Here is a 24,269-nt window from a genome sequence, read left to right as displayed (position 1 = left end):
GCGCCCCGTCAGCGCCGTACCGCGTCCGTCGCCGCGCGCCGGTCCCGGCTTCCCGGCACCGGAATCGCACCACCGGGCTGCCCGGTCCGCAGCCTGCGCCGCACCCCGCGCACCAGCGCCCCCGCCGTGTAGGTCGCCCCGTGCACGAACCGCATCGCCGGGCCGAAGCCGGACGCCGTCACCAGGCCCGCCATGAACAGTCCGGGACAGGACGACTCGAAGTCGTGCCCGATCTCCGGTGAACCGTCGGTCACGGTGGCCAGGGTCCCGCGCAGGTCGTCCGAGAGCAGTCCGAGGCGTTCACAGGTCGCGGTGAACCCCGTCGCGGCGACGACGTGCTCGGTGTCGAGAGGCCGTACCTCGCCCGTACGGCTCACCACGTCCAGCCGTACGCCTGCACCCGTCTCACGGGCCGCGGTGACCTCCTGCCCCAGCAGCACCTCGACGCTCCCCTCCACCCGGTCGCGCACCCACCAGGCGCCCGCGGGGCCCAGGGCCGTGGCCGTGATGTGGGCGCGGGTGGACTCGGGGAGGCGGTGGAAGAGGCCGGGGCGCTCGGAGTAGAACCAGTTGCGCCAGCCGCAGCCGAGGCCGCTGTGCGGGGAGCGGGCCGACTGCCACCAGGGGCGCTCCCAGGGCGGCGGGACGTCGTTCCAGATCAGTCCGTCGGCGCGGACCAACACCCGTACCCGGGCGCCCTGTTCGGCGAGCAGGGCCGCCGTCTCCAGGGCCGCCTGGCCGCCGCCGATCACCGTGACGTCCCGGCCGCGGAAGCGGGCGAGGTTGCTGTGGTGGCTGCTGTGCGAGACGAGGGACGGGGGCAACTCGCGCAGGGCGGCCGGGATTTCGACGAAGGGCAGCACGCCCACGGCCAGGGCGACCGTGCGGGCATGCAGGATCTCCCCGTCCTCCGTCACCGCCTCGAAGCCGCCCGGAACGCCCGCGATCCGGACGATCGACCGCTCGTCCACCTCCGGCACGGCGTTGCGGGCGAACCACAGGCCGTACGAGGCGAACATCTCCACCGGGATCGGCTCCCCGTGCCGGGCCGCGACGCCCTGGCCCGCGCAGTACACGTCCAGCCGCCAACGCGCCCCGGGATCCGAGAGGTTGGAGGCCCACGGCTCCGACTTGAGGAACATGCCGCGGGGCATGTGGTCGCGCCAGGACGCCATGGGCCGGCCGAAGACGCGCAGTCTCAGACCGGCCGCCGCCGCGTGGGACGCGATGGACAGGCCGTACGGGCCCGCGCCCACCACCAGCAGGTCGTACATCAGCAGCTGCTCGCTTTCTCGTCGTCGGACAGATGTGTCGAAGAAGGGGCGGGCACGGCCGCCTGGCGCACGACACGCGCGCGTGCCTCGTGCCCGGGCCGTGCGCGCACTCCCCGCAGACGGTCGAGCAGGCGCCGGGACACATGGCGGCACCACAGGCCCCACATCGCCCAGCCGGGCGCCCGGTCGTCGCTCGCGTGCCAGGCCAGTTCGCGCCCGCCGGGGGCGGCCGGGCGCAGTGCGGTGAGCGGCGCGTAGTTCTCCACCACGAAGGCCCGCCCGGGCAGCGGCACCCCGTCCGGCAGCGGACGGTGGGTCAGGTCCAGGTGCAGCGCGCGTACGACGTCCAGGCCCGCGGAGTCGGTGAAGAGCCGGAACTGGGCGCCGGGGCGCGGGTTGAAGTCGAGCAGGTGATAGCCGCCCGTCGTGCCGCAGCGGCGGAAGTCGAGGTCGAGGATGCCGCGGTAGCCCAGCTCCCCGGCCAGCCGTTCGGCGAGCGCCTGCACCTGCGGGTTGGGCGCCCAGCGGCCCACCGCCGTCAGGCCCGCGCCGCGTGGCCAGGCCTGTTCCTTGACGCCGGGGCCGCCCGCGCGCACGGCGCCGGAGCGGTCGGCGTACCCGTGGAAGAACCAGTCGCCGTCGGGCCCCGGCGGCAGGTACTCCTGGAGCAGCAGCCGGCTGCCCGCCTCCTCGGAGCGGTCGTAGAGCTCGCGGGCCTCCTGGGGGGAGCGCACGACGACCGTGCTGCGCAGCCCGCTGCCCGTCGGCAGCAGCCATGGGCGGCTCCACTTCGCCACCACCGGCAGGCCCAGGCGCCAGGCCGCGGCGGCGGCCCGTTCGGGGCTGTCCGGGACCAGCGTCACCGGGTGCGGAACGCCCGCCGCCGCGCACACCTCGGCCAGTTCCGCCTTGTCGGCCACGCGTTCGGGCAGCGCGTCGGGCTGCTGCGGCAGCAGATAGGCGGGGGCCAGTTCCTCGCGCAGCCGGCCGACCGCGAGGGCACTCGCGTCGTCCATCGGGATCAGTACGGCGGGACGCGCGATCCGGGCGGCCACCCGGCGCAGCACGGCGGCGATGTCGCCCGGCGAGGCGCCCGGGGGCGGCGGGGGGTGCAGCTGCCGTACGAAGCGGGAGTTGCGGACCGGACTTCCCGTGCAGTCGGCGACCACGTGCACGTCCACGCCCGCTCTGCCGAGCGAACGGACGGCTCCCAGCGTGCCGTGGTGAAAGGGATTCCGGTCGATCCGCAGCAGCACGGCGGGAACTCGGGTGTCGAACAGCGACACGACATTTTCCTTCGGTCGTTTCACTCGTGCGGGCGATCGGAGCACTCGAAAGACGCAGGCACGGTGGCGGAATTCATATTGATATGACTGAGTGTCAGTTATCGGTGTCGGTAACTCGGCAGTGCGCAGCGCGAGAGTGGAGGAAGGAGCAGGCATGGACTCACAGCAGCGACGGGCCCGCACCGGACGGCTGGCGTTCATCGCGGCGACGGTCGCCGCGTCGGCCGCCCTGGCGTCGGGTCCGGGCGTCGCCGCGGGGGTGGTGCGGGTCGACGATCCTCCCGCTCCGACGACCGCGGCTACGCCCGTCCCGGCGACCCCCATGGCCCCGGCCGTCCCGGACCGGCCGACGACGCAGCCGACGACCAAGCCGGCGCCTGCCACGGACCCTGTGAAGCCCGCGCCGGAGGCCCCCGCCTTCGGCGCCTACCTCGACTACGGCGCCCGGGGCGTGTCCCGCATCGCCGACCTCAGCCGCTGGCTGGGCGGCGCCGAACTGCGCGTCGGCCACACCTATCTGCCCGGCGACCGCTGGAGCAACATCGAGGGCGCGCCCGGCTTCCTCGACATGTGGGCGGACTGGCGCAACGAGCGGGACGACCGGATGCTCGTCCTCAATGTCCCCATGCTGGAGCGCAACGAGGAGCGCCTCTCCGACGCCCAGGTGCGGCTGTTGCTGCGGCAGGGCGCGGCCGGCCAGTTCGATCAGCACTTCCGCCGCCTGGCCGAACGCCTGGTCGAGCTGAAGGCCCCGGACACGGTGATCGTGCTCGGCTGGGAGATGAACGGCATCACGTACACCCATCGCTGCGGCCCGGACCCGGAAGCCTGGAAGACGTACTGGAACAGGATCGTCACCACCATGCGTGCGGTGCCGGGCCAGAAATTCAAGTTCGACTTCACCCCGACCCGTGGCCGGGACGCCATTCCCTGGACCCAGTGCTATCCGGGGGACGACACCGTCGACATCATCGGCATGGATTCCTACGACCAGCCGACCGGGCGGACGTTCGACGAACAGATCAAAGAGCCCTATGGCCTTCAGGAACACGTGGACTTCGCCAAATCCCACGGCAAGCCCATTTCGTATCCCGAATGGGGGCTCTTCCGCAACGGCGACAACGCCGAGTACATGCGGCGCATGCTCGCCTGGATGGACGAGCACAAGCCGCTGTACAACACGCTGACCGACTACTGCCCGCACGGCGTGTGGCAGTGCGAGGACAACCCCAAGGCGTCCGAGGTCTACCGGTCCGTGCTCTTCGGCCGCACCGACGCCCCGACCCCGGAGCCGACGAAGCCCACGACCCCGACCACGCCGCCCAACTGCTCGCCGCTGGACCTGGGTGAGTGGGTGGAGTACTGGCTCGGCGGGAAGCTGTGCCTGCGCTTCGACTGGTTCTCGCGCAACCGCTAGTTCCCCCCGGTGGTGGCGGCAGGCCCCCTCAGGGCCTGCCGCCACTGTCGCGCTCCCTCCGGTCCCGCCACCCTTTCCAGTGGAGCAGGACTTCCTTGCCCCGCCGCCGGGCGGCCACGTCGCAGACGACCGCCGACAGCAGCGGGGCCGTGCGCCGCCGGGCCAGCAGCAGCCGCTGGTTGACGACCGGTTCGGGGCGCCAGTGCTGCTTGTACGGCTCGTTGCCGCGCAGCAGGCTCAGCGTGCCGCGCCCGCCCTCGCGGGTGTGCTCGGCGCAGGCGTCGAGCAGCATCACCGCCACGTCCGCCTTGCGTTCCCGCAGCCGTGGATGGGCGCCGTACAGGTAGCCGCCCGCCAGGCGCCGCGACAGCAGCGTCAGGTCCACGGCCACCACGTCGTCGTCCAGCCGGAACTCGGTGACGACCGCGTCCCCGGAGCGCACCATCGGGCCGACCGAGCGCACCAGGTGGTCGCAGAACCGCGGGCGCAGATGCTCGGACGTCACCTTCCGTCCCTGCCACTGCAGTTGGTGCAGCTCGATGAGCCGCCGCAGTGCCTTGTCCACCTCGTCCGGCTGTACGACCTGACGCTCGACCCCGAGTGAGGTCAGCTTGCGCAGCTTGGCGCGGACGCGCTGCTGGGCCTTCGTCGACGGGAGCCGGGCTACCAGTTCGTCCATGGGTACGGCGGGCAGCTCCAGGCACATCGAGTCGCCCACGCGGCGCCGGGGCCCGCGCCAGTGGTCGTAGACCCGCTCGGCCGCACCGCCGGGCCGCACCTCGCGGAAGTCGATCAGCGCGGTGCGGGCCGCCGAGGCGAGGCCCTCGGTGAGCGCGGCCACCGCCTCCTCGCCGCGTTCGTCGTCCAGCAGGACGTCCCCGTAGTCGGAGATCGCCCCGCCGAGCGGCACGAGCGAGGGCACCGGACTGCCCACGCGCATGAGCGGTGCGGCGGCGACGAGCTCGCCCTCGTGCCGGACCACCACCAGCCGCAGGCGGCCGCGTCTGCCGTACGAGAGCCACCAGGAGTGCAGCCAGGCATGGCTCTGGAACGGGGTTGCAGCCTCGCAGCGGCGGTACAACTGCCCCCATTCGGAGGCGAGTTCGGCGAACTCCCGCTCTTCTGTGACGAGGTGGGTCGTGTACGTCACAGCTGACCGTGCGCGTCGGCGGCGACGGCCGGACCCGGCACGGAGGCCGGGCGTCCCGGCTCCTCGGTGGTCCGGCGCGGTCGGGCCAGCAGGACAAGGCCGCCGAGCAGGCCGCCCGCGCTCGCCCCCACCAGACCCGTCACCGTCGACGAGGCCGAGGACGGCTCGGTGGGCTTGGTGGCGCGGGCGAACTGCTGGAGCTCGACGTGGGTGGCGTCCTTGGTGTCGTTGGCGTGCCGGGTCAGCGCGCGGGAGACGGCGTTGGCCATGTCGGCGGCGAGGTCGGGGCGCGATGAGGTGGCCGTGATCGAGACCATCGGCGCGTCCGGCGAAGTCGCCGCCTGCACACCGGACTTGAGCGTCTTGACCGGTACGCCCGTCCACACCTGCGCGTCCCCGAGCACCGCGAGCTGGGTGGCGACCCGGCCGTAGGCCTGCGCGAAGCCGAGCGCGGACGCCGGGTCGGACTTCTCGGTCGGTACGGCGACGACGTAGCTCGTGGCCGTGTAGGTCGGCGGCTTGGCGAGGCCGTACACACCGCCGAGCAGTCCGCCGGCCAGGGCGCCGGCCGCGATGAGGGACCAGGCCGGGAGGGCTCTGAGGCGGGCCGGGCGGCGTGGTCCGGTGGGGGTCTCGGCCATGGAGGTCACGGAGGTCATGAGGAAGGTGCTCCCTGGGGTGACGGGGACGCGGAACGGGCGGCCACCGCGGCCGCGTAGACGTCCATCAGCTGTGCGGCACTGCGGGTGATGCTGTAGTGGTGCGCGGCGTCGGGCGCGGTGCGTGGGGCCGGGCCTTGGCTTTTGAAGGCCGCAATGGCGTGGGCGAACGCCTCGGGGCCGCCCTGGACGCGGCGCGCGGCGGACGCGGCCTGCGGAGGCAGGTCCTCGATCGCCGGGCACGAGGCGTAGAGCACGGGCAGCCCGGCCGCCAGCGCCTCCACGGCCGCGAGGCCGAAGGCCTCCTCGGGGGACGGGGAGGCGAGCAGATCCATCGCGGAGGCGAGCGAGGGGAGGTCCGGTCCCGGGGAGCCGTCCGGCAGGTAGGGACGTTCGCCGGTGAACAGGACGCGGTCCGCGACACCGGCCTCGTGCGCGGTGCGGCGCAGGACGCTCTCCTGCGGGCCGCCGCCGACCAGCAACAGCCAGTAGTCCGAGGGGAGTTGGGCGAGAGCTTGGATCAGGACATCGAACCGCTTGCCCGCCGCGAGACGGCCGATGCCGCCGACGACGTACGCCGTCTCCGGCAGGCCCAGCCGCTGGCGGGTGCGCAGACGCTGCACCGGGTCGAAGCGGAAGCGGGACAGGTCGATGCCGTTCGGGACGACCTCGATGCGCGGGGCGGGCACGCCCCAGCGCTCCAGGCGGTCGGCGACCGTGGGGGAGACGGCGACCGTGGCGCGGCCCAGGCGCTCGCTCGCGAGGTAGAGCCCGCGGACCCCCCGGGTCAGCCTCCGGCCCTCCATCTGCGAGTCGCCCAGGGAGTGTTCGGTGGCGACGATCGCCCGGACCCCCGCGAGACGCGCGGCGAGCCGGCCGTAGACGCAGGCTCGGTAGAGGTGGGTGTGGACGAGGTCGTAGCCGCCGGAGCGGATGAGCCGGACCAGGCGGGGGAGCGCTGCCAGGTCGCGGTTGCCGGCCATGCCCAGGTGGACGACCCGGATGCCGTCGGCGACCAGCCCGTCGGCGACCGCGCCCGGGTTGGTGAGCGTCACGACGTCGCAGTCGACGGGCAAGTTCCGGAGCAGCAGCCGCAGTTGCTGCTCGGCGCCGCCGACGCCGAGGCCGGTGATGACGTGGAGGGCCTTCACCTCAGATCCCCTCGACGGGGCGCCGGCGCAGATGGTGCAGGCGGTACTTGAGGAAGAGGCGAACGGCGGTGTCGTTCTGGCCGATGTGGACGCGGGGGAGGGCAAGGGGGCTGTTGACCGGGCCGGGGTCGATGGCGCAGGCGTAGGTGTATCCGGCTTCGTCCACGGCGTCGACGGCGCGCTGGTCGATCGTGCCGTACGGGTAGCAGAAGCCGGTGACGGGAGTGCCGGTCAACTCTTCGAGCGCGGCTCGGCTTTCGACGACCTCGGTCTTCAGCAGGATGTCGTCCGCCTTCGTCAGATCGACGTGGGTGAGACCGTGCGAGCCGATCTCGACGCCCTCGGCGGCGGCCTGCCGGATGCCGTCGGCGGTGAGGAGTGGCTTGCGCGGGCCCAGCGGGTCCCAGGCGTTGTCGCCGCCGAGCCGGCCGGGCAGCACGAACAGGGTGGCCGTGCAGTCGTGGCGGCGCAGGACGGGCAGGGCGCTGGTGAGGAAGTCGGCGTAGCCGTCGTCGAAGGTGAGGCCGACGAGGCCCCTGCGGGTGGGTGCGGCCAGCAGCTCGGCCATGGAGACGCCACGCAGGCCCCTCCGGGTCAGCCAGGCCAGCTGCCGGTCCAGCCGCTCGGGAGTGACCGTGATGCGGTACGGGTCGTCGGAGCAGTCGCCCACGGAGTGGTACAACGCCACCCACGGAACCTTGGTGTCAGCGGGAACGCGCATACGGCAGCCTTCGGGTCGCGGAACGGACGGCGGATGCGAAGCCCTGGGCGTCCAGGGCCCAGCAGAGGAGGACGAAGACGGCGGCTACGGTCGTCGTGCCGGCCGCGAGACCCGGAACCGGAGCGGGGACACGGCTCGCGACGAACCCGCCCGCCACCGTCGCGACCGCCGCCGCCCGCAGCGGCCTGCTCAGCTCCAGCAGCACGCCCCGGGTGCGGATCGGGACGCTGCGCGGGCCCATCCCGGCCAGCAGCACCAGAGCGGTGACGGTGATGCCGGCCGCGTTGGCGGCGGCGATGCCGTACACCCCCCAGGGCGTGACGCTCAGCGCGCCGATCCAGGCGGTCACGACGATGCCGCAGGCCATCGCGCCGACCGGGTACCAGGAGGCACGGCCCGCCGAGAAGTACGACCGCACGAGCACGCCGGTCATGGTCTGGCCGAGCAGTCCGAGGGCGTACACCCGCATGACGCCCGCCGTCGCCGCCGTGTCCCGTGCGGTGAACGCGCCCCGCTGGAAGAGGAGTTCGACGAGCTGAGGGGCGCACGCGATCACCGTGGCCGCACCGAGCAGCAGCACGCAGGACGCCAGCGCGATGTCCCGCTCCACCCGGCTGCGGGCCCGCTCGACGTCGCCGTCGGCCAGGGCCCGCGCGACCACCGGGAAGGTGACCGTGCACAGCATCATCGAGAGCGTCATCGGGATCTGGGCGATCTTCTGTGCGTAGTTCAGGTGGGAGATGGCCCCCGCGTCGAGGGTGGAGGCGAGGAAGCGCTCGATGAGGGTCTGGGACTGCCGGCACAGGGCGAAGAGGAGGACGGTGGCGACGAGGGCCACGGTCACCGCGCGGTCGGTGCTGTCGCCCGGCTCCTTCTGTGTGACCGGCTTGCGGCGCAACTGCCGTACGACGGAGGGAAGTTGGACCAGCACCATCAGTCCGCCGCCCACCGCGACCCCGACCGCGGCCGAGCGCACGCCCCAGTGGCCGCCGAGGACGTACATCGCCGTGATGATGCCGGTGTTGTACGCCACGTAGATGGCGGCCGGGGCGAGGAACCTCCGGTGTGCCCGCAGTGCCGCGCTGCAGTACCCGGCGAGCCCGAAGCCCAGCACGCACAGCGCGGTGATCCGGGTGCAGTCGACGGCGAGGGCGGGGTCGGGCAGGCCCGGGGCCAGGGCCTCGACGACGTACGGCGCCGTGCCGGCGAGCAGCGCGGACACGGCGACGAAGGCCAGCGACAGACGGGGCAGAGTGCTCGCGACCAGCGCGCGGACCGGGTCGCCGGGGGCGCCCTGCGCACGGCGGGCCAGCGCCAGGCTGAACGCCGGGATCAGCGCGAAGGCCAGGCCGTCCTCGATGAGCAGCGTGGCCGCGAACTCCGGGACGGTCCAGGCGACCAGGAAGGCGTCCGTCTCGCTCCCGGCCCCGAAGAGACGGGCCAGCGCCTGGTCGCGCACCAGGCCGAGCACGGCTCCGGCGATGGAGAGCACGGCCGTGACGAGGGCGGCTTTGGCGAGGAAGTTGCGTGAGGCGGGGGCGAGTTCGGAGGTGTCGTCGGAGGCGGTCCGGGCCGCGGGGACGGTGACCGAACCTCCGGTGTCGGTCCGGGGTGTCCGTGAGGGCGTCACGGTCATCGCGCCGCGACCTTCTCGGCGGCCGGTTCAAGGGCCGGGCGCTCCGCCACGGCCTCATCGACGCCTCCCGCCAGTGCCCACCACGCCACCAGCCCGAAACAGACGGCCGTCAGTACGGTCGAGGGTCCGCCGATGTCGGCGTACGCGAAGTCGGTCAACTGCCACACCAGCAGGCCGCAGGCGACGAGGGCGCAGTCGAGGCCGGGGCCCTCACGCTGAACGCGGAACAGTCCCCGCAGGCCGCACACCAGCAGTGCCAGCCAGCTGCCCGCCAGCGCGAGGAGCCCGATCAGGCCCTGTTCGGCGAGGATCAGCAGGTACATGTTGTGCGGGGACAGCAGCGGCTGCTTGCGGTAGGCGGTGCCCGCGCCCTCCGTGTCGCTGCCCGCGGACAGCGCCAGCGAGGCGTGCGTGTCCCGGTGCTCGGGGAAGCCCTTCAACCCCACGCCGGCGAGGGGGTGTTCGCGCCACATCCCGACGGCCGAGGCCCACATGGTGTACCGGTCGGTCACGGACTGGTCGGGCGCGTCGGTGACCTGCGTGATGCTGCTGATCCGCTCCTGCAGCATCGCCGTACCGACACCGAAACCGCCGACCAGGACCACGGCGGCCGCGGCCACGACCGCCCCCACCTTCAACGCCCGCCGCATCCCGGCGAGCACGAGCTGGACCATGCACGTCACCGCGGTCGCGATCCACGCCCCGCGGCTGAAGGACAGCGCGAGCGGGAGCAGCAGCGCGAGGGCGCAAGCGGCGGCAACGGCCCTCTCGCGTACGGCGGTTCGGCCCAGCGCCAGCCCCACCGCGCACACCAGGCCGAAGGAGACGACGGTCGCCATCCCCATCACGTCCTGCGCCCCGAAGGTGCCGACCGCCCGGATCTCCTCGCCCTGGTACGAGGCGCCGGTCCCGGTGGCGTACTGGTGCACGCCGAGCGCCCCCTGCCACAGGGCGAGCCCCACGAACGACCAGGCCAGCAGCCGGAAGTCGCCCCGGTCGCGGATCAGGAGCAGCACGGCCGCGGGGACGAGCACGAAGATCTGCAGGTAGCGGCCCATGCCGGTCAGCCCGGCCCCCGGCGAGGAGGCTCCCATCGCCGCGACCGCCAGCCCGATCACCGGCAGGCCCAGCAACACGGCGGCGGTACGGGACAGGGGGCGCCGCCGGTCCCGTACGAGACGGATCGCGCAGTACAGCACCACCAGCGCGGAGAGCGCGTCGGCGGGACCGGCGCCGCCCTCGCCGCCGGGCCCGATCGGCAGGGCCAGCAGGGCGATCACGCCCATCACCGGGAGGACCGGGGGCAGTTGGTGGATGCGGTGCAGGGTCATGCGCTCAGCTCCCTGTCGGACGCATGAGCGCGGCCGCGGTGCGCAGCAGGATGCAGATGTCCTGCCACAGCGACCAGTTGTCGATGTAGGCGTTGTCGAAGCGGGCCCGGTCCTCGATGGAGGTGTCGCCGCGCAGGCCGTGGATCTGGGCGAGGCCGGTGATGCCGGTCTGCATACGGTGGCGGGCCGCATAACCGGGGTAGGTCTGGCTGAACTTGGCTACGAAATAAGGGCGTTCGGGTCTCGGGCCGACCAGGCTCATGTCGCACCGGAAGACGTTCCACAGCTGGAGCAGCTCGTCCAGCGAGGTGCGGCGCAGGAAGCGGCAGAACCAGGACATCCGGCGCTCGTTCGCCACGCTCCAGCGGGTCGCCGCTTCGTGCTCGTCGACGGGGCGGTGGGTGCGGAACTTCAGCAGCGTGAAGGGCTTGCCGTCCTTGCCGATGCGCTCCTGGCGGAACACCACGCCGGGCCCGTCGGTCAGCCGCAGCACCACCGCGCAGACCAGCAGCAGCGGGCCGGCCAGCAGGAGCAGGGTCCCGGACACCGACACGTCCAGCAGCCGCTTGCCGACGCTGCCCCGCCGCCGCGAGCCCATGTGCAGCCGCCGGCAGGAGAACCCGGCGAGCTGGTGCCGCGTCTCGAACGACGGCGAGTCCGCGTCGATCTCCCACACCGTGCAGCCGGACTCGGCCAGCGCTCGCAGCAGCGGCCCCTGTTCGGCCCGTACGGACGGATGGACGGCGAGCACGTCCCGTACGCCGTTCTGGATGAGGGCCCGCTCGACCTCCTCGCCCGTCGTCAGGACCGGCAGCCCGTCGCTGCCGTCCGGCTGCTCGGTGACGACCCCCACCGGCCGCACCCCGCACCGCGGATGACGCAGCACGGCGGCGGCCACGCGCTGCGCGGTCGCCGCCGGACCGATGACGAGGGCCGCGCGCGGCCGGGCGAGCCGGGCCGCGCGCCGCCGCCAGTGCACGGCGCCACGGCCCGCGCAGGCCGCCGCCGACTGGATCAGGAAGCCGCCGACGAGCGTGGTCGCGGACAGCGCCAGGTCCGGCTCGTGCGCCGCCACGAGCGCCGCGACCGTCAACCAGGCCGCCGCGATCCGGCCGCAGACGACCGGCAGTTCGTCGAGGATCCCCGGCACCGGCCGGGACGGTTGCGGGCGCAGCAGCATCGACGCGGCCACCAGCAGCGCCCCGAGGAGGGGATGACGTAGGACCTCGGCCATCGCGAAGGTGCCCAGCAGGGCGGCGACGGCGTCGGCGGCGAGCAGCGGGACCGGTGAGGCGGGCCGGGCCGGGGGCCGGCGGGCGGGGAACCGGAAACCGGCGCCGGCGCCGCGACGCGGCGGCATGACCGAGACGGGCGAGAATCCGAGATCCCGTGGCTGCCCGCCGGGCGAGGGGACGGTACTTTCCGCAGTCACGAGTGGATGGACTCCCTGTACTCGGTGGGCGCGACCGGCGCCCGCTTGCCGCCGAGGAGCTCGCGGTACACGCCGGCCACCGCCTCGGCCGTGTGCCGCACGTCGTGCGTGGACAGGACGTGGCGGCGCCCCTGGTGGCCGAGCGACTCGCGCAGCAGCGGGTCGAGGAGCAGCTCGGCGACGAATCCGGCGAGCACCGCCGGATTCCCCGGGGGCACGAGACAGCGCGGGGCGAGCCCCGGCGGCAGGCTCTCCCGGGCGCCGTTCACGTCCGTCACCACCACGGGCCGCCCGCACGCCATGGCCTCCAGCGGGGCGAGCGCCATGCCCTCCCAGCGCGAGGGCAGGACGACCAGGTCGGCGGCCTGGTACCAGGGGACGGTGTCGGTGACGGCGCCCGCGAACAGCACGGACTCGGGTGCCCGGGTCCTGAGCCTGGCGACGTCGGGCCCGTCCCCGACCAGCACGAGTCGCGCCTTGGGGACCCGCCTCAGGACGGTGTCCCAGGCCCGCAGCAGGATGTCCTGCCCCTTCTGCCGGCACAGTCGTCCCACGCACACCACGAGCGGTGCCGCGGGATCGACTTCGGGCAGGAGCGCGGCCCGTACGGTGTCGACGGCGGCGGGGTGGAAGCGCGCGGGCTCGATGCCGTTCGGGACCACGTGCCACCGCCCGGCGATCCCGGCGCGCACGCCGGTCGCACGCTCCGCCGCGCTCACACACACCACCCGGTGCGCCCAGCGCGCCCCTTCCCGTTCCCACCGCAGCGCGAGCGCCGACGTGACCCCGCCGACCGCCTCGAACGACCAGGCGTGCGGCTGGAACACGGTGGGAATCCGCCCCCGCACGGCCAGCCGGCCAGCGAGGCCGGCCTTCGCGCTGTGCGCGTGCACCAGATCGGGGCCGACGTCCTCGACCACACGAGCGAGCCGCCGTACCTCTGATACGAGTGTCGGGCCCGGCGACCGCGTCGCCTGCCACTGCCGTACGTCGGCGCCGAGCCCCCGGAGCGCGGGGGCGAGCGGGCCGTCCGGGCAGGCGACCGTGACGTGCAGACCGGCCGTCAGCTGGGCCCGCACCAGGTCCGTCACCACCCGGGCGACCCCGCCGTCCACGGGCTGGGTGAGGTGCAGGACCCGTGTCCGAGGGTCGGTCGATGACTGGTGCATGCGCGGTTTCCTCGCTCACGGACAGGGCTCGGGACGGGCGGGAACGCGCCTACTTCTTGGCGTCGACGGTGACGAAGAGCGCGCCGGCCCATGCCGCGTCCCGCTGGGAAACGAGCCGCAAGGCCAGCTGGTCACCGCCGGGGCGCAGTGCCATCCCGAGATCGAACACATCGGAGTCGTAGCCGAGGGTGTTCGGATAGGACGGCACACGCGCCGCGGCAACCGCGCCGGGCTCGCTGATCGTTGAATTCAGCACATCGGCACGGGGGTTGGCGGTGTCGGTGAGGACCGTGCTCGCCCTGCGCCCGGTCGAAAGGATGAGCGAGTCACCCGTGCGGCCGCGGTCACCGTCGTACGCGACGAGGCCCAGGCGGCCCGTGGCCTTCTTCGGGAAGGGCAGCCGGAGCTTCCGGCCGAGGCCGGCCTTCAGGGTGTCGAAGCCGTCCCACAGGGCCAGATGGCGCAACGGCTCCTTCGGGTTCTCGTACGCCGCCACGAGCGTCCAGCCGCCCCAGGCCCCGGCGACGGACTTGCCCATCGCGACGTTCACCTGCGCCACCGTGTACCGGCCCGAGCCGCTCGCCCGCACCAGCTTCGTGACGTCCGCCGAGGCCTGGAAGGCGTCCGCGCCCTGCGCCACCCGGTGGCCCACGACCGTGTCGGCGAGGACCGCCTTGTACGCGCCGCCGGGCTCGGCGACCAGCACCCGCCCGTTGTCCTTCGGCGGCTTCTGCTCGCCCACCCGGAGGTTGCCGCCCCAGTACAGGCGCGCGTACGTCACCCGGGCGCCCTCGGGCACGCGGAGCTCGGCGCGGGAGGAGTTGTAGGTGTTCGGGTCGCGGTCGACGTCGACGTAGAACATGTTGAAGTCGCCGTTCACCGCGGTCCTGCCGCCCGTCCTCGCGGCAGGGCAGGTGGGCGCGGCCAGTTCGCCGGTCGTACGGCAGCTGATGGAGGTGTTGGCCGCGCGGACGATGCCACCGTGCTGGAGTGCCTTGTAGCGCTGGGCGAACGCGAGCCGTTCGGCCTCGGGGGAGGGCGGTGCGGAGGCGAGGGCGTCGCCGGGAGCCCAGATCGTGGCGAGGGTGAGGACCCCCACCGTCGCACGGCGCAGCAGCGGACGCAGGGAATTGCGCATGACCGGCGTTGCCCTTTCGGGAGGGGTGTCATGAATGCGATGTGCTGGCTATAGGGGTGCGTTGAGAGGTCCGCAACTCTAGCCGCTATCCGTATTAATACGGCGAAAGCGGACAAGTGTGTCGGAATGGTGAAGTAGGGCCTCTCCGGAGATCACCCCATTGGCGGCACAACCCGCGTGCGTGCCGCGCGTTGACACAGCGCCGGGCATCCCCGCCCGGATGTTCGTGTCAACCCCAAGGAGCACCTCTCCATGTCGCGTATCGCGAAGGGCCTGGCCCTGACCACCGTTGCGGCCGCCGCCGTTGCGGGCACCGCCGGCATCGCCGCCGCCGACAGCGGCGCGCAGGGCGCTGCCGCCCACTCCCCGGGCGTGCTGTCGGGCAACGTCGTCCAGGTTCCGGTCCACGTGCCGGTCAACGTCTGCGGCAACACCGTCAACGTCATCGGTCTGCTGAACCCCGCGTTCGGCAACGAGTGCGTCAACGACTGACGTCGACTCGAGACTCTCGGCCGGCCGGCCTCCCGTGACTCCATCACGGGGGCCGGCCGGTTTGCGTTGCCCCGAATGGGGGGTCGGGGTGTCGGGGTGGTGAGTCGGGCTTGACATGGCCCCTCACCAGGGGTGACGCCACGGATGCGGGGGCGGGTCGGTCGCCTGCCGTGTTCGTTCGGTTGCAGAGAGCGCTTGCCGCTTTCACGGTGGGCACAAGATCCCCTGCATCTCGAAAGGAACACCCATGCGTGGTCTGCCCGTCCGACGTATCGCCTCCTCCGCACTCTGCGGCGCCCTCCTTCTCGGGTTCGCCGGACCAGCCGCGGTGGCGGCAGACGCCGACTCGGCGCGGGAACGTGTCCAGGTGGCGTCCAAGGCGCCGCTGCCCGACGTGGGCGCGCTCACCGGGCAGGTCAAGGCCCTGGGTGACCTCGGCGGCGTACTCAAGCCGGTCACCGATCTGCTGGGTGCCGTGCTCAAGGCCGACGACGGTCAGCTCACCCCCGAGCAGGCGACCCAGCTCGGCGACGCCGTGAAGACCGCCATCGCGGGGGTCACCGCCGCGGCTCCGGTAACCCCGCCGACGACCCTCCCCGCGGACCCGGCCGCCACGGCGCCGACCGCCACGGCGCCGACCGCCACGGCGCCGACCACCACCGCGCCGACCAGCACCCTGCCGACGCTGCCCTCGCGCACGACGAGCGACGACTCCAAGGCGGCGGCCGCGCAGGCCCCGGCCGACCTCCTGGGTGACGCGCTCGCCGCCCTGCAGAAGGCGGTCGACACGCTGCTCACCGCCGTCACCTCCGGCGACCCCACCAAGGTGGTCCCGGCGGTCACTGGCGTGGTGACCAGCCTCGTCGGGGTGCTCGCGGCCACGCTGCTGGGCGGCGGTCTGCCCGCGGCGAACCTGCCCGGCCTGCCGGCGCTGCCGAGCCTGCCGACGGGCGGGCTGCCGCTGCCGTCGACGGGTCTGCCGGTCCCGCTCCCGGCGGCCTGAGCCCGAATCACCCCGCTGTTGCGCCGGCCTTGCCCGAGGCCGGCGCAACGGCTTTTTCATGAAAGCCCAATTACTTCGACCGGGGTTTCCGCAGGGCAGGGACATCGTTAGGCATGGCGTCCGAATTCCCTCTGGTGACATGAGTTGCCGAAGAAAGGAACACGATGAAGTCCCTGAAGGCTGCCGCTGTAGTTGCCGGTTCCGTGGCCCTCGTCGGTGCTGCCGCGCCCGCGTTCGCCTACAACACCGCCGACATCACGCCCACCAGCCTCAACGGCGCCGTCAACACGCTCACCAGCGGACAGCTGCGGCCCGTCGACGTGATGCCGCTGCAGCACCAGTCGGACGCGCTCGACACCGAGAACAAGGACTCCGTGCTCAACACCGTGAAGGGCGCGACCAACACGCTGAACTCCAGCGGGCTGATCGGCGGGCTTCCGCTCGGGGGCTGAGATTCCTTCTTCGTGCAGGGCCGGTTCCGTGCCGTACGGAGTCGGTCCTTCGCGCTGTTCGAGACGCGTCCCTCGTTCGTGTGGCGCGGGCGTGCGCGCTCGCCCGGTCGGGTGAGAACGTGGCCGGCCGTGGTTCGGGTGCGTCATAAGGTCGCGCGGTGACCTCAACCCCAAGCGAAACCCGCCCCTTCCACGCCGCCGACCTGGGCACGCTCGTCGTGATGGCCTGGAGCGGCGAAGCCCCCGACGGCGACATGCCCTACCTCCTCGCCTACTCCCTCGGGGACGGTGCCGACGGCCCGGAAGGCTCCACGGCCGCCGTCGAGGCGCTGCTGGAGAACAACGGCCTGCCCGTCGGCGGCGACCTCGTCGACGGCAAGGCCAGGCCGAGCCTCCCGGTCAGCCTGCTCGTCGAGGCCGGTTCGGCCGTCGTCAGCATGCCGGGCTTCAACGCCCAGTGCTCCCCGCCGCCGGAGTGGCTCGCGGCGGTCGGCGAACGCGGCTTCGCCTACTTCGTGTTCACCACCCGCCCCTGGCCCGAGGCCGAGCCCGGCAAGCCCATCGAGCCGGAGGCCCTGGCCGCCTTCGCGGGCGCCGACGAGACCCTGAACGCGGCGGCGCACATCGTCCTCCCGGCCCGCAGCCTGCGCGGCTGATGGCACGCGCCGCGGGTGGCAGTCGCGCGTTCGCCGCACTGCTGGTGATCACGGGGGCCGCCGGGCTGCTGGCCTCCTGGGTCATCACCCTCGACAAGTTCAAGCTGCTCGAGGACCCGGACTTCACCCCGGGCTGCAGCCTGAACCCGGTGGTGTCCTGCGGCAGCGTCATGAAGAGCGACCAGGCCTCGGCCCTCGGGTTCCCCAACCCGATGCTGGGTCTGGTCGCCTACGGCATGGTGATCTGCGTCGGCATGAGCCTGCTGGCCGGCGCCCGCTTCCCCCGCTGGTACTGGCTGACCTTCGACGCCGGCTGCCTGTTCGGCGTCGGGTTCGTGTCCTGGCTGCAGTTCGAGTCGCTGTACCGGATCAACGCGCTGTGCCTGTGGTGCTGTCTGGCGTGGGTCGCCACGATCCTCATGTTCTGGTACGTGACGTCCTTCAACGTGCGGAATCAATTCCTGCCCGCGCCGGGCTGGTTGCGGTCTTTCCTCGATGAATTCACCTGGGTTCCACCGCTGTTGCACATCGGGATCATCGGAATGCTGATCCTGACCCGCTGGTGGGACTTCTGGACGAGCTGATTGCCGTACGTCCTATTACTGCGGCAGTCGGGGGAATCTTGAGCTGGTGTCCGGCTCAGGATCGTTACGCGGTACGGACGTTGAGCCCCCGATTCCTGAAAGGGACCGTACCTGAGATGAAGTCGACCACCCGAGGAACCATTGCCGCCGTGATCACGGGCGTAGCGGCCGCGGTGGGCGCCGCGACCCCCGCCGCCGCGGTGGACACGGTCCCGGTCCCCGTGCCGCTGGAGGGCGTCGAGAACTCCCTCAACATGGAGCTCCCCAAGCTCGGCGGGGAGATCCCCCTGCTGACGCCGGGGGCGCCCGAGGGGCCGCAGTACGTCGAGGGGCGCCTCATCCCGGAGCGGGTCATCCCGCAGCTGCCGGTCAGCGGCGCGCTGCCCGGCGCGGGCCTCAGGGCGCCGCTGCCGCACCTCCTCGGGGACGACTTCGACCACGTGGGCGTCGAGGCACCCGCCTCCGACCTGCGGACGCTGGCGCCGGGCCTGACCGTGGACGCCCCGCTCACCCAGCCGAACCCCGACAACTACGGTCTGCCGGAGGTGAAGCTCCCGCAGGTGGGCGTGCTCGCCCCCGTGCTGCAGACCGTGCCGGCCGCGGACCTGGGGCTGGGGTCCGGCCTGTAGGGGACTTCGGCGGTTCTGATGGGCCCGGGCCCGGGTGTGACGGCCCGGGCCCTTCGGCTTTCCGGGTGCGGACGTTCACCTCACCGGCCGTCGGACGGTGACCGTACGGGCCGCCGGGCGGTTACCGCTACGACAACCGAACCGCGGGCAACCGGACGAGGAGCACATCATGGTCGTTGGCGTCGGCGGAGTACCGGTGGGACGGGAGCCCTCGGCGAAGGGGAGGGCGAGACGTACGAGCAGGCGGGACCTGTTGCTCGGGCTGTTCGGGTCGGCCGCCGTCGCGGTGGCGCTCACACCGCTCGTGGCCGCCTCCCGCTCCCTGCGCGCGGCCGAACCGCCCGCGGACGTGGTGTTCGACGAGACCTACCGGGGCCGCCACATCCGCGGCATCCAGACGGCGGCGACCTCCGCGGGCCGCACCCTGGGCGACGGCCAGTGGCACGTCACCGTCGACGGGCGGCCGCTGCAGCTGATGCGCCGCGCCGACGGCACCTGGCTGAGCATGGTCGACCACTACCGGTCGTACGCGACACCTCTGGAAGCGGCCCGCGCGGCCGTCGACGAACTCGGGCCCGGGCAGCGGCTGCGGGACACGGGAGAAGAACACATGGGGGGAGACCATGGCGTACACGCGTAAGGACGTCAGCACGCTGACCCGCGCCGAGCGGCGGCGGTTCGTGAAGGCGATGCTGGAGGTCAAGCGGCGGGGCGAGTACGACGAGTTCGTGCGGATGCACATCGAGTTCTACGTCTCGGACGGCGAGGGCGGCCTGCGTACCGCCCATATGACGCCCTCCTTCCTGCCCTGGCACCGGCGGTTCCTGATCGAGCTGGAGCGGGCGCTGCGCCGGGTGGACTCGTCGGTGTCGATGCCGTACTGGGACTGGACGAATGACCGCAGCGCGACCTCCGCGCCCTGGACCAAGGACCTGCTCGGCGGCAACGGGCGACGGTCGGACCGCCAGGTGATGACCGGGCCGTTCGCCTACGCGGAGGGCAACTGGACGCTCAAGGAGGGCGTGACCGACGGCGAGTTCCTCACCCGGGACCTCGGGCGGGCCCGCGACCCGATCGCACTGCCGACGAAGAGCGAGCTGGCGGGGGCGCTGGCCGACCCCGTCTACGACGTCTCGCCCTGGGACTCCACGACCACCAAGGGGTTCCGCAACCGGCTGGAGGGGTGGGGGACCGGGCGGGGCCCTGTCGCCTGGCGCAACCACAACCGGGTGCACCGCTGGGTCGGCGGGGCCATGGTCGGCGGCGCGTCCGTGAACGACCCGGTGTTCTGGATGCACCACGCCTTCGTGGACCTGCAGTGGTCCCGCTGGCAGAGCCGGCACCGGGGGGCGCGCTACCTGCCGGCCAAGCCGCCCGGACCGGGCAGCAAGCAGCGGGGGCGGATCGTCGCGCGGCACGAGAAGCTGCCGCCGTGGGACGTGACGCCGGACTCGCTGGAGGACGTCAGCAGGATCTACCGGTACGCGTGAGGCGCAGAGCTCATGGAAAAGCCCCGGCGCTCGAGATGCCGGGGCTCTTCTGGTGCGTACGGGCGATCAGCCGCCGTAGCCGTAGTCACCGTTGTCGTGGTCGCTGACGTTGGCGCAGGTGTTGCCGAAGACCGGGTTCAGCAGGCCGATGACGCTGACGGTGTTGCCGCACACGTTGACCGGCACGTGGACCGGGACCTGGACGACGTTGCCGGACAGGACGCCGGGCGAGCCGACGGCCTTGCCATCGGCACCCGCGTCCGCCAGGGCCATACCGGCGCCGCCGAGCACCACGGCACCGGTGCCGAGAGCGACACCGGCCACCTTCGCGATGCGAGACATCACGTTCTCCTTTGGTTCGGTGAGCACGACGGCAGTTCTCGCCGCCGCACTCCCCTTCAACGCGGGTGTTCACTGCTGGTAACGGCGTTCATGTGGGGATCACCCTTATTGAACAAGGGCCAGGCGGGGCCGGAGCGGCGGTGGGCGGCGGGAAAATCGTTCGGAGCAGGGCGGAGGGCTCCACTAGCCTCCCGGCATGGCAACCGACACCGACCAACTGATTCGTCTGTTCGCCGAGGAGAGCCGGGTGCGGGCCTTCGCGGCCGTGGCGCTGGGTGCGGGGAGTCCGGTGGAGGTCGGCCGGGTGGCCGGGCTCTCCGTGAAGGAGACGGAGCTCGCGCTGCGGCGGCTGCGGGAGCAGGGCGTGGTGACCGCCGGGGACGACGCGGAACTGGGCGTGGCGTACGGGCTGTTCAAGGAGTACGCGCGGGAGGCCGCGCGGCGGGAGCGGGCCGACGAAGCCGCCGGGAGCCCCGGCTCCGGGGACGAGCGCGCCGACATGGTCCTGCGGACCTTCGTCCGGGACGGGCGGCTCGTGCGGCTGCCCGCGCAGTGGACCCGCAAGAAGCTGGTGCTGCGGCACATCGCCGAGCAGACCTTCGAGCCGGGCGTCGAGTACCCCGAGCGGACCGTCAACGAGAAGCTGCGGGCCTGGTGCGAGGACGGCGACGTCGACCATGTGACGCTCCGGCGCTATCTGGTGGACCTGCACCATCTGCGCCGGAACGAGGGGATCTACCGGCGGGTGGACGAGTCGGCGGGCGCGGCCTGATCCGGAGGGGGCACGGCAGCCGTCATATGGGAGCGGTCACGGCAGCCGCCGTAAGGGAAGGCTCACGGCAGCCGTCGTACCGGAGAACCCGCCAGGTACGCCTGGATGTTCTCGACCGCCTGGCCGTAGTACGTCGCGTAGTTGGCCCGCGAGACATAGCCGAGGTGCGGGGTGGCGAGCAGCCGGGGAGCCGTGCGCAGCGGGTGGTCGGCGGGGAGGGGCTCGGTGTCGAAGACGTCGACGCCCGCGCCGCCGATGCGGCCCTCGTGGAGGGCGGCGAGGAGTGCTTCCTGGTCGACGATCGCCGCGCGCGAGGTGTTGATCAGGTAGGCGGTGGGCTTGAGGAGGGCGAGTTCGGCGGGGCCCAGCAGGCCGCGGGTGCGGTCGCCGAGGGCGAGGTGGATGGAGACGAAGTCGCTGTCGGCGAGCAACTCGTCCTTGGAGGCTGCCAGTTCGACGCCGACCTCGTCCGCGCGTTCCTTGGTGAGGTTCTGGCTCCAGGCGGCGACCTCCATGCCGAAGGCGAGGCCGATCTGGGCCACCCGGCTGCCGATCTTCCCGAGGCCGAGCAGTCCGAGCCGGCTGCCGTGCAGGTCGGCGCCGACGGTGGACTGCCAGGGGCCGCCCTCGCGCAGGGCGTTGTTCTCGGTGACGATGCCGCGGGCGAGGCCGAGCAGCAGGGCCCAGGTGAGTTCGACGGGAGGGGTCGAGGAACTCGCCGTACCGCAGACGGTGACACCGTGCGCCTCGGCGGCCGCGTAGTCGATGACCGTGTTGCGCATGCCGGAGGCGATGAGCAGCTTCAGCCGGGGCAGGCGGGCGATGAGGGACCCCGGGAAGGGGACGCGCTCCCGCAGGGTGACCACGATGTCGACGTCGGCGAGGGCAGCGGCCAGGGCGTCCTCGTCGGTGAAGTGGGTGTCGAAGGTGACGACCTCCACCTTGGCCGCGAGCGGTGACCAGTCGGCGAGTCGGGTCGCAGCGTTCTGGTAGTCGTCGAGGACGGCACAGCGCAGCCGCACGTCGGGCCCCTTTCGGTTTCAGTGGTACTCGCGCATCATCTCGGTCGCCCGGTGGGGCCGGTTGGTGGGGGCCCTGCCGGCCGAACTCGGCCACGTAGGGCTTGAGGCTTGATGTCGAGGACGGGGTGCCGTCGACGGCGTCCCGGCGGCGGTCTCCTTGCCCCGGTCGTCGTCCCGGACCTGCTTCCGGCCGTCGACGATCCGACCCACCGGGACCGAGGCGACTTCGAGCCCGGGCTCACCGTATCGATCTCTGCCGGGGGCGGGGAGGCGGATGGCGGGCCAGTGCGGCGAGGAGCGGGGCGGCCTGGGTCCCGTACGCCGTCTTGACGCCGTCATGGAGCCGCCGTGCGCCGAGCCGGTAGGTCTGCGGGCCTACTGTCTCCAGGGCGAGTGCGGCGAGGGCACAGCCCAGTTGCGCCGCGGAGAGCTGCGGCAGGTCTTGGGCGACGGCCCACAGGAAGCCGGCCCGGAAGGCGTCGCCGGCACCGGTCGGGTCGGCGACGCGCGGGGCGGGCACGGCGGGCACCGTCAGCTCCGGGTGCCCGGACCGGTCGATGCGCACTCCCCGCGCACCACAGGTGGTGATCCAGGCGCCGACCCGTTCGAGTACGGCCTGCCGGGTCCAGCGCGTCCGTTCCAGCAGCAGCGCCGCCTCGTACTCGTTGGTGAACAGCCACCGGGCGCCGTCCACCAGACGCCTCAGCGCGGTGCCGTCGAGGCGGGCGATCTGCTGGGACGGGTCCGCGGCGAAGGCCAGACCGAGCGTGCGGCACTGCTCCGTGTGGCGCAGCATCGCCTCGGGGTCGCCGGGCGACACCAGTACCAGGTCGACGGTGCCGCAACGGGCGACGACGTCCCGCAGGTCGATGGTGCGGGACTCGGCCATGGCTCCCGTGTAGAACGCCGCGATCTGGTTGGCGTCCTGGTCGGTGACGCACAGGAACCGGGCGGTGCCCCGGTCCGCGGACACCCGGACGCCGCCGGTGTCGACGCCGTGGTCCTTGAGCCAGACCTCGTACTCCGCGAAGTCGCCGCCGACGGCGCCGACGAGGAGGGGGGTGAGACCGAGTCCGGCGAGTCCGAAGGCGATGTTCGCGGCGGCTCCGCCGCGGCGCACCTCCAGGGTGTCGACGAGGAACGAGAGGGAGATCCGGTCGAGCCGGTCGGGGAGCAGGTGATCGGTGAAGCGGCCCGGGAAGGCCATCAGGTGGTCCGTGGCGATGGAGCCGGTGACGGCGAGGCGCATGGGGTTTCCTAGGTCTCCTAGGCGTCCTGGGTGTTCTGGGTGTTCTGGGTGTCCTGGGTCTTCTGGGGATCGGCAGCGGTCAGCGCCAGCTCAGCGGGTTCCGGTAGCCATGGGCGGTGTCGGGGCGGTGCCAGTCGGCTCGTTGCCCGTCGCTTCGCGGTGAGGTGTCGGTGGGGGAGGTCGTACGGATCGTCAGAACGGCCAGGACCGCGGCGAGTTCCGTCGCGGAGGGTGTGCCCCTGACGATGCGGACCGCGGGCGACGGGGATGTCGTGGACGCGGGTGAGGTCATGGTGGGTGTCCTCCTTCAAGTGGCGCTCTACGTCGGCGGGTTGCCGTGCTTGCGGCTGGCGAGGTCGGCGTGTTTGGTCCGCAGCATCGCCAGGGATCTGATCAGGACCTCGCGGGTTTCCGCCGGGTCGATGACGTCGTCGACCAGGCCGCGCTCGGCCGCGTAGTACGGGTGCATCAGCTCCGACCGGTACTCCTTGATCTTCTGAGTACGTACGGCCTCGGGGTTCTCGGCGGCCGCGATCTCCCGTCGGAAGATCACGTTCGCGGCCCCCTCGGCGCCCATGACGGCGATCTCGTTCGTCGGCCAGGCGTACGACAGATCCGCGCCGATCGAGCGGGAGTCCATGACGATGTACGCGCCGCCGTAGGCCTTGCGCAGGATCAGGGAGATCCGCGGCACGGTCGCGTTGCAGTAGGCGTACAGCAGCTTCGCGCCGTGGCGGATGATCCCGCCGTGCTCCTGGTCGACGCCAGGAAGGAAGCCGGGCACGTCGAGCAGGGTGACGAGTGGGATGTTGAAGGCGTCGCACAGCTGCACGAAGCGGGCGGCCTTGTCGCTCGCGTCGATGTCCAGCACTCCGGCCAGCGACTGCGGTTGGTTGGCGACGATGCCGGTCACACGGCCCTCGATGCGGGCCAGGGCCACGATGACGTTGGTGGCCCAGTGCTCGTGGACCTCCAGGTACTCGCCGTCGTCCACGATCTCCTCGACGACCGCCCGCATGTCGTAGGGGCGGGTGCCGTCGAGGGGGACGAGGTCGAGCAACGGCTCGTTGCGGCGCTCGGCCGGATCCCCGCTGTCGAAGACCGGCGGTGTTTCGCGGTTGTTCTGCGGGAGCATCGACAGGAGGTAGCGGACCTCGGCGAGGCAGGTCTCCTCGTCGTCGTAGGCGAAGTGGCAGACACCGGAGGTCTCGGCG

The 24,269-nt window shown here is 72.5% G+C and carries 26 protein-coding genes; 10 read left to right on the top strand and 16 right to left on the bottom strand.

The features are described 5' to 3' along the window. Nucleotides 1–8 precede the first annotated feature (8 nt). Both IG08_RS0114275 and IG08_RS0114270 read right to left on the bottom strand, forming a co-directional pair. Nucleotides 9–1,274 carry an FAD-dependent oxidoreductase gene (locus IG08_RS0114275; RefSeq protein ID WP_030600902.1) on the bottom strand — a complete coding sequence of 422 codons (1,266 nt, stop codon included), beginning with the start codon at nt 1,272–1,274 and terminating at the stop codon, nt 9–11. Continuing rightward, nucleotides 1,274–2,560 (bottom strand): carboxylate--amine ligase, encoded by a 1,287-nt coding sequence (locus tag IG08_RS0114270; RefSeq protein WP_030600899.1) that lies wholly within the window; start codon nt 2,558–2,560, stop codon nt 1,274–1,276. The genes IG08_RS0114275 and IG08_RS0114270 overlap by 1 nt, the downstream gene beginning before the upstream one ends. Before the next feature lie 154 nt (nt 2,561–2,714). Between IG08_RS0114270 and IG08_RS0114265 the strand changes: the two genes are divergently transcribed. Beyond that, complete coding sequence (locus IG08_RS0114265) at nt 2,715–3,977, top strand: glycoside hydrolase family 26 protein (protein WP_030600896.1); 1,263 nt, start codon at nt 2,715–2,717, stop codon at nt 3,975–3,977. A gap of 28 nt (nt 3,978–4,005) precedes the next feature. Here the strand turns inward: IG08_RS0114265 and IG08_RS0114260 are convergent, their stop codons facing one another. Genes IG08_RS0114260 through IG08_RS0114220 form a run of 9 tightly spaced genes read right to left on the bottom strand, consistent with a single transcriptional unit; the run spans nt 4,006 to nt 14,364 of the window. Continuing rightward, entirely contained in the window at nt 4,006–5,127 is a 1,122-nt protein-coding gene (locus IG08_RS0114260; protein WP_030600893.1) for a GNAT family N-acetyltransferase, read from the bottom strand. Continuing rightward, the gene (locus IG08_RS0114255) at nt 5,124–5,786 is read right to left on the bottom strand and encodes a YveK family protein (RefSeq protein WP_106980935.1); all 663 of its coding nucleotides are present in this window, start codon (nt 5,784–5,786) and stop codon (nt 5,124–5,126) included. The genes IG08_RS0114260 and IG08_RS0114255 overlap by 4 nt, the downstream gene beginning before the upstream one ends. After that, complete coding sequence (locus tag IG08_RS0114250) at nt 5,783–6,937, bottom strand: glycosyltransferase (protein ID WP_030600886.1); 1,155 nt, start codon at nt 6,935–6,937, stop codon at nt 5,783–5,785. The genes IG08_RS0114255 and IG08_RS0114250 overlap by 4 nt, the downstream gene beginning before the upstream one ends. A 1-nt stretch (nt 6,938) precedes the next feature. Further along, entirely contained in the window at nt 6,939–7,658 is a 720-nt protein-coding gene (locus tag IG08_RS0114245) for a polysaccharide deacetylase family protein (protein ID WP_030600883.1), read from the bottom strand. Beyond that, complete coding sequence (gene murJ, locus IG08_RS0114240; protein WP_030600880.1) at nt 7,642–9,294, bottom strand: murein biosynthesis integral membrane protein MurJ; 1,653 nt, start codon at nt 9,292–9,294, stop codon at nt 7,642–7,644. The genes IG08_RS0114245 and murJ overlap by 17 nt, the downstream gene beginning before the upstream one ends. Further along, nucleotides 9,291–10,625, bottom strand: coding sequence for an O-antigen ligase family protein (locus IG08_RS0114235; RefSeq protein ID WP_030600877.1), 1,335 nt, complete (start codon nt 10,623–10,625; stop codon nt 9,291–9,293). Before IG08_RS0114235 ends, murJ begins: the two co-directional genes overlap by 4 nt. A gap of 4 nt (nt 10,626–10,629) precedes the next feature. Beyond that, complete coding sequence (locus IG08_RS0114230; protein ID WP_030600874.1) at nt 10,630–12,057, bottom strand: exopolysaccharide biosynthesis polyprenyl glycosylphosphotransferase; 1,428 nt, start codon at nt 12,055–12,057, stop codon at nt 10,630–10,632. Further along, complete coding sequence (locus IG08_RS0114225; protein ID WP_030600871.1) at nt 12,054–13,226, bottom strand: glycosyltransferase family 4 protein; 1,173 nt, start codon at nt 13,224–13,226, stop codon at nt 12,054–12,056. Before IG08_RS0114225 ends, IG08_RS0114230 begins: the two co-directional genes overlap by 4 nt. 49 nt (nt 13,227–13,275) lie before the next feature. Further along, entirely contained in the window at nt 13,276–14,364 is a 1,089-nt protein-coding gene (locus IG08_RS0114220; RefSeq protein WP_030600868.1) for a DUF3344 domain-containing protein, read from the bottom strand. 252 nt (nt 14,365–14,616) lie between these two features. On the opposite strand from IG08_RS0114220, the gene chpG reads away from it, so the two are divergent. The 8 genes from chpG (at nt 14,617) to IG08_RS0114180 (ending at nt 19,670) form a co-directional block, all read left to right on the top strand. Beyond that, the gene (gene chpG, locus IG08_RS0114215; RefSeq protein ID WP_030600866.1) at nt 14,617–14,856 is read left to right on the top strand and encodes a chaplin ChpG; all 240 of its coding nucleotides are present in this window, start codon (nt 14,617–14,619) and stop codon (nt 14,854–14,856) included. Between the two features lie 247 nt (nt 14,857–15,103). Further along, entirely contained in the window at nt 15,104–15,859 is a 756-nt protein-coding gene (locus tag IG08_RS0114210) for a hypothetical protein (RefSeq protein WP_030600865.1), read from the top strand. A gap of 164 nt (nt 15,860–16,023) precedes the next feature. Then, nucleotides 16,024–16,311, top strand: coding sequence for a hypothetical protein (locus IG08_RS0114205; protein WP_030600862.1), 288 nt, complete (start codon nt 16,024–16,026; stop codon nt 16,309–16,311). A 158-nt stretch (nt 16,312–16,469) separates the two neighbouring features. Beyond that, entirely contained in the window at nt 16,470–16,967 is a 498-nt protein-coding gene (locus tag IG08_RS0114200) for a DUF5949 family protein (RefSeq protein WP_030600859.1), read from the top strand. Then, nucleotides 16,967–17,551: a vitamin K epoxide reductase family protein gene (locus tag IG08_RS0114195; protein ID WP_030600857.1), complete on the top strand. Its 585-nt coding sequence runs from the start codon at nt 16,967–16,969 to the stop codon at nt 17,549–17,551. Before IG08_RS0114200 ends, IG08_RS0114195 begins: the two co-directional genes overlap by 1 nt. Before the next feature lie 116 nt (nt 17,552–17,667). Continuing rightward, a complete protein-coding gene (locus IG08_RS0114190) occupies nt 17,668–18,180 on the top strand; it encodes a hypothetical protein (protein ID WP_030600854.1) in 513 nt (170 codons plus the stop codon). A 169-nt stretch (nt 18,181–18,349) separates the two neighbouring features. Further along, nucleotides 18,350–18,820: a tyrosinase cofactor gene (locus IG08_RS0114185; protein WP_030600851.1), complete on the top strand. Its 471-nt coding sequence runs from the start codon at nt 18,350–18,352 to the stop codon at nt 18,818–18,820. Continuing rightward, nucleotides 18,804–19,670 (top strand): tyrosinase family protein, encoded by an 867-nt coding sequence (locus tag IG08_RS0114180; protein WP_030600846.1) that lies wholly within the window; start codon nt 18,804–18,806, stop codon nt 19,668–19,670. The genes IG08_RS0114185 and IG08_RS0114180 overlap by 17 nt, the downstream gene beginning before the upstream one ends. Before the next feature lie 66 nt (nt 19,671–19,736). On the opposite strand, the gene IG08_RS0114175 is transcribed toward IG08_RS0114180, so the two are convergent. Continuing rightward, nucleotides 19,737–20,012 (bottom strand): chaplin, encoded by a 276-nt coding sequence (locus tag IG08_RS0114175; protein ID WP_030600843.1) that lies wholly within the window; start codon nt 20,010–20,012, stop codon nt 19,737–19,739. 196 nt (nt 20,013–20,208) lie between these two features. On the opposite strand from IG08_RS0114175, the gene IG08_RS0114170 reads away from it, so the two are divergent. Then, the gene (locus tag IG08_RS0114170) at nt 20,209–20,784 is read left to right on the top strand and encodes a DUF2087 domain-containing protein (RefSeq protein ID WP_030600841.1); all 576 of its coding nucleotides are present in this window, start codon (nt 20,209–20,211) and stop codon (nt 20,782–20,784) included. A gap of 62 nt (nt 20,785–20,846) precedes the next feature. Here IG08_RS0114170 and IG08_RS0114165 read toward each other — a convergent pair whose 3' ends face one another. From IG08_RS0114165 to IG08_RS0114150, 4 genes are all read right to left on the bottom strand, one after another. Beyond that, a complete protein-coding gene (locus IG08_RS0114165; protein ID WP_030600838.1) occupies nt 20,847–21,806 on the bottom strand; it encodes a D-2-hydroxyacid dehydrogenase family protein in 960 nt (319 codons plus the stop codon). Nucleotides 21,807–22,044: 238 nt separating this feature from the next. Then, complete coding sequence (locus tag IG08_RS0114160) at nt 22,045–23,055, bottom strand: carbohydrate kinase family protein (RefSeq protein ID WP_043454281.1); 1,011 nt, start codon at nt 23,053–23,055, stop codon at nt 22,045–22,047. A 79-nt stretch (nt 23,056–23,134) separates the two neighbouring features. Then, nucleotides 23,135–23,347, bottom strand: coding sequence for an acyl-CoA carboxylase subunit epsilon (locus tag IG08_RS0114155; RefSeq protein WP_030600832.1), 213 nt, complete (start codon nt 23,345–23,347; stop codon nt 23,135–23,137). Nucleotides 23,348–23,374: 27 nt separating this feature from the next. Next, the coding region (locus IG08_RS0114150; protein ID WP_030600828.1) for an acyl-CoA carboxylase subunit beta at nt 23,375–24,269 on the bottom strand (895 nt) is incomplete at its 5' end.

The sequence above is a fragment of the Streptomyces fulvoviolaceus genome (assembly GCF_000718165.1).
GTDB lineage: Bacteria > Actinomycetota > Actinomycetes > Streptomycetales > Streptomycetaceae > Streptomyces > Streptomyces fulvoviolaceus.
The sequence above is the reverse complement of the archived record's forward strand: the minus strand, read 5'-3'. Positions and strand labels throughout refer to the sequence as shown.